The sequence below is a fragment of the Bacillus sp. TH30 genome (genome assembly GCF_016650875.1).
In the GTDB taxonomy this organism is placed as follows: Bacteria; Bacillota; Bacilli; order Bacillales; family Bacillaceae_G; genus Bacillus_A; species Bacillus_A mycoides.
The window spans coordinates 3,165,876-3,179,107 of the sequence record NZ_JAEKEY010000002.1 but is presented as its reverse complement, the minus strand read 5'-3'; the positions used below and the strand labels follow the sequence as shown (position 1 = coordinate 3,179,107).

15 protein-coding genes, 1 pseudogene and 1 riboswitch are annotated in these 13,232 nt (G+C 35.4%); of the genes and pseudogenes, 3 read left to right on the top strand and 13 right to left on the bottom strand.

What is annotated here, in order from left to right:
• The first annotated feature begins 200 nt into the window (after window positions 1–200).
• A complete protein-coding gene (locus JFU20_RS18465) occupies window positions 201–1,073 on the top strand; it encodes a YitT family protein (protein ID WP_000738210.1) in 873 nt (290 codons plus the stop codon).
• A 138-nt stretch (window positions 1,074–1,211) separates the two neighbouring features.
• Here JFU20_RS18465 and JFU20_RS18460 read toward each other — a convergent pair whose 3' ends face one another.
• The 5 genes from JFU20_RS18460 to JFU20_RS18440 form a co-directional block, all read right to left on the bottom strand.
• On the bottom strand, window positions 1,212–1,430 hold the full coding sequence (locus JFU20_RS18460; protein WP_002167505.1) for a hypothetical protein: 219 nt from the start codon (window positions 1,428–1,430) through the stop codon (window positions 1,212–1,214).
• A 97-nt stretch (window positions 1,431–1,527) separates the two neighbouring features.
• Window positions 1,528–2,346: a DUF4247 domain-containing protein gene (locus JFU20_RS18455; RefSeq protein ID WP_002129590.1), complete on the bottom strand. Its 819-nt coding sequence runs from the start codon at window positions 2,344–2,346 to the stop codon at window positions 1,528–1,530.
• A gap of 13 nt (window positions 2,347–2,359) precedes the next feature.
• Entirely contained in the window at window positions 2,360–2,866 is a 507-nt protein-coding gene (locus JFU20_RS18450; RefSeq protein ID WP_002015752.1) for a DUF4178 domain-containing protein, read from the bottom strand.
• Window positions 2,867–2,887: 21 nt separating this feature from the next.
• Entirely contained in the window at window positions 2,888–3,292 is a 405-nt protein-coding gene (locus tag JFU20_RS18445; RefSeq protein WP_193662766.1) for a DUF350 domain-containing protein, read from the bottom strand.
• 230 nt (window positions 3,293–3,522) lie between these two features.
• Window positions 3,523–4,188 carry a PspA/IM30 family protein gene (locus tag JFU20_RS18440; RefSeq protein ID WP_002015754.1) on the bottom strand — a complete coding sequence of 222 codons (666 nt, stop codon included), beginning with the start codon at window positions 4,186–4,188 and terminating at the stop codon, window positions 3,523–3,525.
• Window positions 4,189–4,600: 412 nt separating this feature from the next.
• On the opposite strand from JFU20_RS18440, the gene JFU20_RS18435 reads away from it, so the two are divergent.
• Window positions 4,601–5,179, top strand: a complete 579-nt coding sequence (locus JFU20_RS18435) for a lipoprotein BA_5634 family protein (protein ID WP_016095927.1) — start codon at window positions 4,601–4,603, stop codon at window positions 5,177–5,179.
• Window positions 5,180–5,213: 34 nt separating this feature from the next.
• On the opposite strand, the gene JFU20_RS18430 is transcribed toward JFU20_RS18435, so the two are convergent.
• Genes JFU20_RS18430 through JFU20_RS18420 form a run of 3 tightly spaced genes read right to left on the bottom strand, consistent with a single transcriptional unit; the run spans window position 5,214 to window position 7,610 of the window.
• Entirely contained in the window at window positions 5,214–5,381 is a 168-nt protein-coding gene (locus JFU20_RS18430) for a FeoB-associated Cys-rich membrane protein (protein WP_033708410.1), read from the bottom strand.
• 16 nt (window positions 5,382–5,397) lie between these two features.
• On the bottom strand, window positions 5,398–7,386 hold the full coding sequence (feoB, locus tag JFU20_RS18425; protein ID WP_201038814.1) for a ferrous iron transport protein B: 1,989 nt from the start codon (window positions 7,384–7,386) through the stop codon (window positions 5,398–5,400).
• Window positions 7,383–7,610 (bottom strand): FeoA family protein, encoded by a 228-nt coding sequence (locus tag JFU20_RS18420; RefSeq protein ID WP_000060510.1) that lies wholly within the window; start codon window positions 7,608–7,610, stop codon window positions 7,383–7,385. Before JFU20_RS18420 ends, feoB begins: the two co-directional genes overlap by 4 nt.
• 194 nt (window positions 7,611–7,804) lie before the next feature.
• Window positions 7,805–7,906: riboswitch (TPP riboswitch) on the top strand.
• A gap of 85 nt (window positions 7,907–7,991) precedes the next feature.
• On the opposite strand from JFU20_RS18420, the pseudogene thiT reads away from it, so the two are divergent.
• Window positions 7,992–8,651 (top strand): annotated as a pseudogene (thiT, locus tag JFU20_RS18415) (energy-coupled thiamine transporter ThiT); the annotation flags it as partial.
• A gap of 216 nt (window positions 8,652–8,867) precedes the next feature.
• On the opposite strand, the gene JFU20_RS18410 reads toward thiT, so the two are convergent.
• The 5 genes from JFU20_RS18410 to JFU20_RS18390 all read right to left on the bottom strand — a co-directional run bounded on the left by JFU20_RS18410 (window position 8,868) and on the right by JFU20_RS18390 (window position 13,185).
• Complete coding sequence (locus JFU20_RS18410; RefSeq protein WP_201038813.1) at window positions 8,868–10,721, bottom strand: sensor histidine kinase; 1,854 nt, start codon at window positions 10,719–10,721, stop codon at window positions 8,868–8,870.
• On the bottom strand, window positions 10,718–11,407 hold the full coding sequence (locus tag JFU20_RS18405; protein WP_201038812.1) for a response regulator transcription factor: 690 nt from the start codon (window positions 11,405–11,407) through the stop codon (window positions 10,718–10,720). The genes JFU20_RS18410 and JFU20_RS18405 overlap by 4 nt, the downstream gene beginning before the upstream one ends.
• A 54-nt stretch (window positions 11,408–11,461) precedes the next feature.
• Window positions 11,462–12,082, bottom strand: a complete 621-nt coding sequence (locus tag JFU20_RS18400; RefSeq protein ID WP_113938178.1) for a class D sortase — start codon at window positions 12,080–12,082, stop codon at window positions 11,462–11,464.
• An 89-nt stretch (window positions 12,083–12,171) separates the two neighbouring features.
• Window positions 12,172–12,666 carry an LPXTG cell wall anchor domain-containing protein gene (locus JFU20_RS18395; protein WP_201038811.1) on the bottom strand — a complete coding sequence of 165 codons (495 nt, stop codon included), beginning with the start codon at window positions 12,664–12,666 and terminating at the stop codon, window positions 12,172–12,174.
• Window positions 12,667–12,852: 186 nt separating this feature from the next.
• The gene (locus JFU20_RS18390; RefSeq protein ID WP_000410949.1) at window positions 12,853–13,185 is read right to left on the bottom strand and encodes a hypothetical protein; all 333 of its coding nucleotides are present in this window, start codon (window positions 13,183–13,185) and stop codon (window positions 12,853–12,855) included.
• Window positions 13,186–13,232: the final 47 nt, after the last annotated feature.

Sequence of the window (13,232 nt, the reverse complement as noted above, 5' to 3'; positions counted from 1 at the left end):
ACATCCCATCCTTTAAAAGGATGGGATTTCTTATACGAATTTCAAAAATATTTTAATGGTACTATGGTGATAATATTCCCTGCATACATCCATTAAAGGAGAATTTTTTCAAATATAATGTTAAAATGGTTGTTAGGCATGAATCGAACTGATTAGCAAACATGTAAGAAAAAGAAACTAGTTTGAAACGAGGAAATTATATGAAAAAAATGATCAAGAGTAAGCCCAATAAGCTGAAAATTGCTTCAAAAGCTTTGATGATTATTATTGGGGCATTTATCACAGCGTACGGATTAGAAGCTGTCTTAATTCCAAATAACGTATCCGACGGTGGTGTGACTGGTTTAAGTATCGTTAGTTCAAGATTATTTGGATTGCCATTAGGAGCTCTAATCGCAGTTATTAACATTCCTTTCGTTTGGTTAGGATATAAACAAATCGGTAAAAGCTTTGCAATTTATTCCATCATCGGGATTGCTTCATTAGCAATAGGTACCGTTGTCATGCACGGAATACCAACTATTATTGAAGGCGATACACTACTCGTTACAGTTGTTGGTGGTATTATTATCGGTTTCGGTATGGGACTAGCCTTACGTAACGGCGGCGCATTAGATGGAATCGATATGCTAGCTGTATTACTTTCTCGTAAGTTACCTTTTGGAACAAGTGACCTTATTTTATTCTTAAATATGTTTGTCTTTATTTTTGTTTCAACAGTATTTGGTCTTCAAGGGGCTATCCTTTCGGCAATTGCTTACTTTATCGCTTCGAAAGTGATTCATATCGTTGAAGTTGGTTTAAGTGGTTCGAAAACATTTAAAATCATCACGAAAGAGCCTGAATTAATGGTAGAAACAATTCGCGATCGTTTAGGCCGAAGCGCAACGTATAACGAAGTATATGGTGGTTATTCAAGAGAGAAATTCAAAGAAATTTCTTGTGTAATTAACCGTTTAGAAGAAAGTAAAATGAAGGACCTGATTAATGAAATCGATCCTAATGCCTTTATTACAGTTTATGACGTAGCTGAAGTAAAAGGCGGTAACTTTAAGAAACGTGATATTCATTAATCATTATGAAAAAAGAGGGTGTGCCAAAATATTGGTGCAGCCTCTTTTTATTATGAAGTTGGTAAATCGATATTCCTTTTCGAATCGTTGATATATTTTGAGCTACGATAGATATAATCGAAAAACCGTTGATATATTTTACTCCCCCCATCTTCCCCCGCTTTTAATCCAATCGACGTACTTTTGAAAGGCGGGCACTTCATGCTGAAAGCGAAGCGGAACATATAGAAAGAGAGTACATGTACACAGTATCCATAGAATACCTACTATAAAGTGAAATTTCATCGTTGTGCTAATAAACAAACTGAGGAATAAGACGAGGAACATAATCAAACTAAACCTTTTATATATACTCATAATAATCTCCTCCTTATAACTTAATTGTACCAGCTATAAGGAATTAATTCCCATAATAAAAAGACCGAAAAGCAAATTCCACTTTTCGATCTCTATACTATCTTCTCTTCATAATTTTCCCTGAACCGCCAACCCTTGTTTTCGGGGGCGACGTATTCTTTGGTGGGGTTTTAATGGATGATTTCGGCTTCACATCAGATCCACTCGAGCCACCCGGGTTTTTCGTAATTTTCCCTTTGCTTCCGGTAGAAGGCGGTGGCGTCGTTTTACTTCCTTTTTCCGTAATACTTCCTTTATCACCTACAGATGATTTCGGATCTACATTATCGCCTCGCTTAATAATAGATCCTTTCCCTTCCTTCGTAATTGGAGGCGGGGTTTTCTTTTCCTCTTTCGTAGGTGGTCTTTCCGGGATCACCGGTTTATGATTTTGTCTGTCATTATATCCGCGATAATCACCGTATGATGATTTGCGTGAACCGAATATATCGTTTAATATACTCCCCATGATATATCCTTGTAAGAAGGATGGTTGGTAATTTTGACGGACAAATTCTTCATTGCTTATTTCAATTAACGTATCAGATGGTTTCTCTTTATCCTTTTGTAAATTATACATTTTATCAGAATAAACGAGGAACATTTGATTTTCGTCTTCTTTAGATGCTTGCTTCGGTTTCCTTTCGGCTATAAGTTCCTTTGCAACTTCAGGAACTGACCGATTGGCGGCCCTATACACGTAAGATTCTTGTTTACCATCCTTTGCGACAGACTCTAGTGGGTAACGGTCCTGAATTGACTTCGCCTGACCACTTTGACAGCCCGATAAAGCATAACCGGCAATAACAAGTAATGTAACGATAGCAAGTATAGGGATCACGAACGATTTAATCATGGTAAACAATCGGTTTGACATGATTACGCCCCCCTTATGTTGCTCTTATGATTTGTACATCAGCAGGAATAATTACTTCTCCCTCATACATCATTGTGCGACCATTTTGCCATTCAACACGTAATAATTTGCGGTTATCAGATTGGAATTCCCATACGTACTGTTCTTCTGAAGCAGCGAATGGTGTTTTCCCCATAACAACAACACGTCCATTATATTGTTCTTCCATATGATACTCTATATCATCCATTTCAATCGTCGTCGGAATTTCATCGATTGAATCTAAACGACCATCAATCGGTGTATACAATTTGTAATACGTATTTTCACGGTCTTCGATTTTCAAATAACGAATATCTTTCCCATCCTGCAAAGTTAAAATAATCTCCTTGCGAGAATGCATGCTCGTTTTCCCAGTTAATTCGTACATGACTAACGAGACTTCAATCATATCGCCAGGAGCCAACGTTAAAAGACTCTTTTCTGGCTTCGGCGGCTCCGGACTCTTCATTATATTTTTAATACGTTTAAATAAACTCACAATCTACCCCTCCTTTTCTCTTTATAAACAAGCACCTAAAATAAGTGCACCAACGATATGTAATGAACCAGCTAACAACGCATGCGCTACGCTGCCTTCTTTCGTTCCTTCTTCTAAATCTAAACCAGACATTTTCTTTAACACGAACTCAATGAACATTTCTACAATTAATAAAATAACGAATGAAACTGCTGAGGCAAGAAGCGCTTGCCATAAGTCATTCGCTTTCGTTATAGATTGAGATAAAATGTACCCTTGCGCAAATAATTTCATAACGAAACGCGTTGTCACTGCTGTATTCCCGTTTTTTATTTCTTTTAAATCATTGTATTTTGTAAAAATCGAATCAACCCACATAATTGCAAATAAAAGTACCGCACTCGCTCCAGTCCATACAAGCATAGCTAAAACATTCATCCACGTCATTACAAAACCTCCTCTAAAAAAGTAAAGTGAAACTTTAATCAGTGGGGAGTTTTCCATCCCCTACTGATTATTAGTTGAACCAATCGGGCATTTACGGGCAGTCGATCTCCCACCAACCTCTCTGCTTTCACAAAATGTTGAGGTGGGAGTCTTACTGCCCGTTAATGCGGGGTAATAGAAAACCGACATGAATCCTCTTCAGACATGTCGGTTTCTTTGTCTATTCTATATTATTTCTCGTACTGCTTCATAATACGAGCTAATTCATCGTCAACAACAGAATTTTTGTTTAAGCTTGCAAATTCATCATCTAACGACTTTTCTTTCTTGTAAATTTCACCGCTTGCTTCTGCTTCAGCCTCTAATTGAAGTGCTTTCTCTTCCATACGGCTTAAACCAGCTTTTGCTGAATTTGAATCGAATCCAGACATCGCCTGATTAATATTCTTTTGTGCTTTCGCTGCATTTACACGTGCTACAAGTGTTTCACGCTTATTTTTCAGCTCTGTTAATTGTTTACGCATTTCTTCTAGCTTAAGGCGAAGGTTATCAGCAGCAGCTTTGTTTTGCTCATAGCTTGCTTTATACTCATTCATCTTTTGCTCTGCATTTTGTTTTTCTTCTAGAGCACGGCGCGCAAGATCTAAGTTGCTAGCTTGAACAGCCATATGTGCTTGCTCTTCACGTTTTTTCACAAGTGCTTCTTGCTCTTCAAATAATATTTTGAATTTCTTCTCAAGTGCGATTTGAGCTGCTACACTTTTCTCAGCTTCTTGTACATCCGCTTGCATATCGCGTAAATATTGATCCGTCATCTTAACTGGATCTTCAGCTTTTTCAATTAATGAATATACATTCGACATTGTTAAATCTCTTAATCGTTTAAATACAGACATCCAAATTCCTCCTATGATATACCTCATATTTCAAATTCACTACTTGGAAAATTAAAAATCTCCCTTTTCAGTAAGAATATTCATTTTTACAACCTATGTGTTTATTATAACAAAACTAAGATGTCCTTACATGTTATTTCCAAAATACAGCCAATATAATATGACATTCCAGATATAATATTGTATTCCTACTATATCCTTATTATTTCTGTCTCCAAAATCAACTTATTTTTGCGCGATTTCACTAAATTACATAATTGTAATGTTACTGTAAGCTAACTCGATAGTTACGTTTCAACATTTCTTATACACTAATACCAGAAGCAACGAAATAACAAAAAAGCTTCTCATAATGTAAGGACTAATACAGAAACTGTATTTACTATAAAACATATAAAAAGGAGAAATCATCATGAAAAAATTAGTAGGAATCGGATTAGCAGCAGCAATTTCATTTGGAGCATTATCAGGTTGTTCTTTATTAGGAGAAAAAGCGAACGGCTTTGTATTATACGGAACAGAAGAGCAAGTTCAGCAAATTGCAGATAAAAATAAAAAAGAAGTAAAAGAAAAAGATGTATACAAAATGAAACTTACAACGCTAGAAGATAAAAAAGTTCTTGTAATGGATAAGAAAACTGGTGAAGAACTTGTTAAGAAAGAATTACTACAAAAAGTTGATGAAAAAGACGACACGAAATCACTTGATAAATTACCAGCTGTAACAGCAGAACAAGGCGTGTTATTCGCAAAAAATAAAATAGAGAATGCTACAATTGATGGCGCGAAATTAAAATATGAAGGTAACACAATTATCGGTAGTGGCCGTGCATATGCAGATATGTTCGCGATTGTTGATGATGCAACTTACGGCAATGTAAAAGGTGAAGAAAAATCTGTGGGTGTATTAAAATTTGATAAAGACCCTAGTAAAGAATTCCCTGGAAAAAATGGTGTAGAAGGAGCACAACTTGTAAAAATTAAGAAATAATAAAAAAGCTTTGCGAAATTCGCAAAGCTTTTTTCTATTTCTGAGCAATTTGCTCCATATCTGGACTACAAGTTTGCGACTGACATGACTTACTTAAAGAGCATGCTGCGCATTTTCCCTTTTTACTTCTCTTTACAAAATTAACTAACGTATATGCTGCATAACCAAAAATGATAGCTCCAATTATAATATTGACCATCACCGCGATACATCTCCTTCTAGAATCCGAGTAAGGACCCAACTTGGTATATAATGAGCGTTAATACATAAGCAACAACGAGCGGATAAACGACAGAGAAAACTGTCCATTTCATCGATCCTGTTTCACGTTTAATAACAGCTACTGTCGCTAAGCACGGAACATATAATAAAATAAAGAACATAAATGCATAGGCTGATAGCGCAGTATAATGTGCTCCCATTACATTTCCTAGCACATCTTCTTTAACCGCATAAATAATTGCCATCGTAGAAACGACAACTTCTTTCGCTAAAAATCCTGTTAAAAGGGATGCCGCAGCTTGCCACGTTCCAAAACCGAGCGGTGCAAAAAGTGGTGCAATAAATCCACCAATCATCGCTAAGAAACTGTCTCCCATATCAACACCAAATCCTGATGGACCTGCATAGTTTAATAACCAAATGACAACAGAACCACCGAAGATGAATGTACCCGCTTTACGAACAAATCCTTTACCTTTCTCCCACGTGCTCAGCCATAACGTTTTCGCTTGCGGCACACGGTAAGGTGGTAGTTCAATGACAAAAATAGATTTTTCCGCTTTTAAAATAGTAAGAGACATAATTTTTGTAACAAGTAACGCAAGAACAATACCTGCAACGTATAAAGAAAACACAACAGTTGCCTGACTATTAGGGAAGAAAACTCCCGCAAATAGTGCATATACAGGTAAACGTGCTGAACAAGACATAAATGGTGTTACAAGAACTGTAAGTAAACGTTCTTTCTCTTGTTCAATCGTTCTCGCTGCCATAATACCTGGAACGTTACATCCAAAGCCGATAATCATCGGAATGAACGCCTTTCCGTTTAAACCGAAAAACTCCATAATTCTATCCATAACAACTGCAATTCGTGCCATATATCCTGAGTCTTCTAATAATGAAATGAAGAAGAATAGTGCAAAGATTTGTGGAACGAATACTAATACCGCACCAACGCCAGCAATAATACCTTCTGTAACGAGCGCTTGAATAAAGTCAGAAGCGCCAACACTTGTGAGCCCAGCTGTAACCCAATCAGTAAGTTGTCCGCCAAAAAATCCATCAAGCATATCCGATAAAGGTGTACCAATCCACGTAAACGTAACCTGAAAAATAAAAAACATAACTGCTAAAAAGATTGGAAGTCCTAAAATTTTATGTGTAATTAACCTATCGATTTTTTCCGAAAAAGGAATTTTTCCTTCTTTCTCATGCTGCATAACATTTGTTTTTAACTTTTCAATATACGCTTCACGAGTTTTGTAAATGTGCTCCTCCAACGTACAATCAAGTTTTCCATCTAAACGAGATCGAATGGCTATAAGTTCCTTATAAATTGGTAATGCTTTCATTTCTTTTTCTACTACTTCGTTATTGCTTAAAAATTGAAGGGTTAACCACCTCGGATGCTCATAATTCGCTGTCTCTAAAAGAGCAATTATCTCTCCAATCTCTTCATCCATTTGTACACCATATGAAATAACAAATGGCTTTTTCTCTTTTTGTTTCTCTTCATGAAGAGTAGTAAGTAATTCTTCACAGCCTTTTCCGGTCCTTGCGATGACAGGAACGACTGTTACACCTAATATTTCTGATAACCGTTTTACATTAATCACAATTCCTCTTTGCTTTGCCACATCAACCATATTTAAACCAATTGAAACGGGCTTACCAAATTCAAGTAATTGCAATGTTAAATGCATATTTCGCTCAAATTGCGAGGAATCCACTATATTTAACATATGATGAAATTCGTCTGTTAGTAGAAAATTCGTAACGACACCTTCATCACGTGAAACTGGATTCAAATCATAGACGCCTGGTAAATCAATTAATGTTCCTTGCTTATCTTTTAATTTACCAACCTTCTTTTCTACTGTTACACCGCTCCAGTTTCCTACATACTCATAAGAACCGGTAAGTGCATTAAATAATGATGTTTTCCCTGTATTCGGATTCCCTAGCAAAGCAACTTTATTCACGCTAATTCCACCTTTATCATTTTCGCGTCACAATGACGAATACTAATTAACTGCCCACGACACTCCAATGTACAAGGACCTTTAAACATCGCTTTCTGTTTTATGCGAAGTTCGCTTCCTTCCGCAAGACCAAAAGCAGCTAGTCTACGCTTTAATAACTGATCTAACGACTGAATACTTTTTACTAACACTTTCTCACCAATTTTAATATCTACTAAGCTCATAACCTTCCCCCTCAGAAGAGAATGATAATTATTTTCAAAAAAATTATATCATACTCTATTTCTCTTGTACTATACCCTTTCGCTTCATATTTATTAACATTTCGCTACAATTCTATTTCAAACATTGTCATACTAGGTTCATTTGCCATTCTCATCCATTTCGCTTACAATAAACAATAGCAAATAAAGAATCTCGTTATCGCAGGGGGAGCCTTATCGCTGAGAGGGAACACTTCGTTCCGACCCTTAGAACCTGTTAGTTAATGCTATCGCAGGGATTGTGCAAACGTCCGAAATACATACCTCTTTCTTATTTACGTATTTCGTATCCTCCTATGATAATGTTCTTTTTTGTGCAACTTGGATATAGGGGGAGACAACATGCGTAACACCAATTTACAAGCGATGATCGAATCTGCTATTCTTGCAGCCTTCGCCTTGATTATCGATATTTTACCATTATCACTTAAACTTCCAACAGGCGGTTCCATTTCATTTGCTATGATACCTATTTTTATTATCGCATACCGCTGGGGTTTCAAAATGGCTTTCTTAGGAGGCTTAATTTGGGGATTATTACAAATTGTCGTAGGCGATGCCATTATCGTCACACCAATTCAAGTAATCATTGAATACTTCGTTGCTTTCGCATTCATTGGATTTGCTGGTTTATTCTATCGTCCAATTCAAAAAGCACTTCTAGCATCTAATAAGAATGGAAACGAACAATCAAACTTAAGTAGCCGTAAAGATAAGCCTTCATCAAAACAAAACCAAGGAAAGAAAGTAATTGGATACATTATCATTGCTACTTTTATCGGTAGTCTAGCTCGTTACTTCTGTCACTTTATTGCCGGTATTATTTTCTGGGGACAATATGCACCGAAAGGTCAATCAGCTATTCTATATTCTTTAATATTTAACGGTAGCACAATGATTGGCTCCTATATTCTATGTACCGTTTTACTTATATTTTTATTTATCACTTCACCAAGATTATTCAAAAGCATGAGTGCTTATCAAATAAATACACAAAAAAGGGCGCTTAACTTAGCGCTCTTTTTTCACATCGTAATATCAATTAAAAATACAATAAATGCACAAAAGAAAATAAATACCATTATACTTAGCCAATTGCTATGCACGGTTCATCGACTCCTTACATAACCTCATTTTCTATTCAAAGTATACTGCTCCAAAATAAAGATTAGGTAAAGATAATATGAAAATAAATTAAAAAAGCGTAGATAGTATTGTCTACGCTTTTTTCGGTAAATAGAAGTAAAATAACACACCATCTTCGGTATTCTTCACCCCATATTCAGCATCGTGCAATTCTAAAATATTCTTTGAAATTGCAAGACCAAGCCCTGTTCCACCTTGTGAACGTTTCCTTGCCGCATCCACGCGATAAAAACGATCCCAAATTTTATCTAATTGTTCTTCTTCAATGTGAGCACCTTTATTTTCAATACATACTTTTATATGATCCTTCCCGTCTATTGTGGAAATAATAATATCTTCTTTTTCTGGTGTATAACGTATTGCATTCGTAATAAAATTCACAATTACTTGTTCAATTCTATTTTGATTCCCTATCACTTCTGCTGGACATATATGTTTGTGCACACTCAGTTCTTTTTTCTCTATCTCCGCTGAAAGCTGTTCACATATTTCTTCAATCACTCCATCTATATAGAAAGAATCCATCTTCATGTTATATGCGCCAGACTCAAATTTAGCTAATTCAAGCATATCCAAAATTAGTATATCCATCTTGTCTACTTCTTTTTCCATCGCCTGAAAATAGTAGTCTTTCTTATGTTCAGCTACCCCATCTTTTAAAATGGAAATACAGCTTTTCATAATACTCAGCGGCGTTTTTAGTTCATGCGATACACCCGCAATAAATTCTTTCCTTGTGTTTTCTAACTTTCTTTCTTTTTCAATATCTTGTTCTAACTGTCCAATATGTGAATGTAGTTTATTAGATAATGTATTAATATTTTGCGATAAATCACCAATTTCATCTTTTGAAGTAATCGGAATTTTTTCTGTGAAATCCAAATGAGCTATTTTCTTCGTTGTATCATTTATTTTTAGTAGCGGTTTTGCAATTTGTTTTGAGTAATAAAACGAAGCTAGAAAAATTAGAACGACTACAAATGCAACAATATAGATGTAATAATCTTGCACCATTTGTACAGCCTCATCGACAGGTTGCAAAGAAGCCATCGCGTATATATATGTTACCGATCCGTCTTTTTCTTTTTTTGGTTTAATTAATAATTTATATTTTATATCATTTTTTTCATAGTCCATTATTTGTGTTGAATACTGTATATGATCATTCTCTTTTAATAATAAATCAGTTTGAAATTCCTTTATGCTATCTAAGAATAAACTATTTTTATAAATTGGATTCACAGGACCTTTTACATCGGGGAACTGTACTTTCGTAACACGTCCTACTATGAAAGCATCTAATTCCTGAGCAGCTTGCTCCTGAACGGCCGGCTTCTTTTCCTTAACAACTTGTTCCTCAGCTGCTTTCTTTTTCTCCTGATCTAATTTAATCATTTTCTCATTAAATGCTTTTTCTAACGGTTTATTAGATCCACTTAAATTTTGTTTACCTAACGAAAAAGAGAATGGAATAAAACTTTCTTCTTTTCTCACTCCAGAAAAATAAATTTCTTGTCCTAAAAACTTCTCTGATAATTTATTATCAATCTCCTCTATATTGACGAGATTACCTAAGGGAATCTTGAATATTTGTTGTCCAAAGCTCTTTTGTTGCCTACGGTCTATCGTTACTTCAAAATAAAAATCATCCACATGTTTTAAATTCCCATTCTGATCTAACGTCGTAATCCACGTATTATTTTCTCTTAAAAAATCTTGCTCCAGTTTCTGAACTTCTTCTGCACTTCCTGCATAATTCAAATAATTCTTCTCAAAGGAATTTAAATTCACTTTAATATCTTCTACTTTTCGGTTCGCATAATATTGTTTAAAAAATATCGTTTGACCAATAAATATCGTCGCTAAAATCAACATACATAGAGCTGTTGTAAGGGTAAATAATTTAAGTACAATCCCTTTTCTCATACGTTCCCCTCGAATTTATAACCGGTTCGCACTACAGTTGTAATGTGCTTTGATTTCTCTCCTAATTTATTTCGTAAATTACGAATATGGCTATTAACCGTTCGATCATCACCAGCAAACTCATATCCCCAAATTCTTGAAATTAATTGCTCTCTTGTTAGTACAATTCCTTGGTTTTTCATGAAATACACTAATATTTCAAATTCTGTATGTGTTAAACTAATGTCTGCCTCATCAACAGTAACAGTACGTGACGGGAAATGGACATGAATGCCGTGAATTGATAACGTATCATCTTCATTCTCTAAAGGTTTCTTTGTTGCTTTTCTACTTTCCAACAACCTTTTCGCTCTCGCTAATAAAATAGGCGGACTATATGGTTTCGCAACATAATCATCTGCCCCAAGCTCAAACCCAAGTAACGTATCATCTTCATCAACACGTGCCGTCAACATAATGATAGGAATTTGGGATGTCTTACGAATTCTTCGGCAAACAGACCATCCATCTAGTTCTGGTAACATAATATCAAGTATAACTAAATCGACCTCTTCTTCTTCAAATAAAACTAAAGCCTCTTTCCCGTCTCTCGCTTCAAGCACTTTATATTGTTCACTCAAAAAGTAATCCTTTAATATTTCGCGTAAAATATCTTCATCTTCAACAATTAAAATGTTTTTTGACATAATCTATGTCTCCCCCTCTCATTTTAAGTAGCTAGCATTTTGTACTTGATAATTTTATTTTGAATTGCTCGTAATTAACTTTGCCTCGATAATATATCGATCCGGTGCATCCCCTATATAATCAAATGGATAGCAAGTCGTCAGTGTTAATGTCGGCTCTTCTTTTTTTACAATAACAGTGCGATCATCCGCATGTGTAATCCATGTCTTTTGAATTTCGTATGTGTACATTTTATTATCATACTCCAAAATAAGGTTATCCTTTTCTTTTAACTCTCCTAAATCTGTAAATACAGTATCTCGATGCCCACTCAGTACAGTATGTCCCCCTCCAGATGGTGTTGTCGTTAAATCACTGACAAACATACCGACTCCTTTTTTCAATGTTGCATCATTTGCTCCCCAATATATAGAAAACTTCTTCTTTATTTTCGGTATATTTAACATTGCTACCTTTTCTCCTTCTTTATGCTCGGTTTGAGAAGAAGGTACTTGGGAAGTTACAGGTGTTTCATGTGAAAGTTGATTATCTTGTATATTTTTAAAGCTCTTTATTTCTTCTTTCGTTAATTCTCGAGCAGAGCTTTTTCCTTTATACCATTCCACAGCGTAATACGATCCCATGAATAGCCCTATGGCCATCAATATGATACCGATATAATTGAGTAACTTCACGTTCCATCCCTCCATGCAAAAAATGGTAGGAATAACCTACCATTTTTAATATATGAAATTATCCCATTCTTTATAGAAAAATATTTTATTTACGCCTTAACTTTATTGCGACGATTCAAACCAAATAATGTCCCTATCCCTACAAGGCATGCGCTTAGTGCCATCATTGCTACATTGTTTGATGCTGTGTTTGGTAATTTTTCACCTTGTACAACTGGCTTTGCTTCTTCTTTTTTTACTGCATCATTTTTTTGCCCGGCCTTAATTGCTTCTTCTTTTTTTGCAAGAGCTTCCTTTTCTTGAACTTGTGGTGTTACTTCTTTTTTCGCTGTATCATTCTTTTGCCCTGCTTTTATTGCTTCCTCTTTTTTAGCCATATCACTTTTTTCTTGTACTTGTGCCGCTTGCTTTTTCTCTACATCATTTTTTTGCTGTTCCTTAATTGCTTCTTCTTTTTTAGCTGCATCTTGCTGTACTTGCGCCGTTTCTTCTTTTGTTAATGTTCCAGTAGAAGCGCTTGCTACTGAAGAATATCCTACTGTTAAAAGTGCCATTGCACAAATTGGTAATAGTTTTTTTTTCATTTTATTTCTCTCCTTTTATACTTTATTCTAGTAACACATCACGTCGCACCGGATGTATTACTAGAATAAACAAGAGATGTAAATATAAGATGCAGATGAAATGGAATTCTGTTAAAGATTTCATTTTAGAAAAATAAAAAAACACCGTAATATATACGATGTTTTTTCGGGTGTGTGTCTCGATATTTATTTGTTACTTTCGCGTGATTGAGAAGTAGAAAGGGCCGGAGTGATAACTAATTGTCTCGGCTCAGTTTTCTTGAAGTGATTTTTGACGTTACACTTACGACATTGAACGACCCATGCTTTAATAGGATTTGTTAAAATAATTTTTTGCCTTTCGTTAGGGGCCTCTTCTTCCAATTTACAACTATCGCTCCACTTACTCCATTTCATTGTAAATTTAGAAGAAGAATGATCGTCTTCTCGATCAAACGTATGCAAAAAATCCATTTCTCCAGCTAGCATTACGGTGTTACTAGTTGCTAAAAAAGAAAAGGTCGTCCAATGTTTCTCCATGCCCTCCTACTCCTTTTTCACATATAGAGTGCCTAAAACTTAATTTA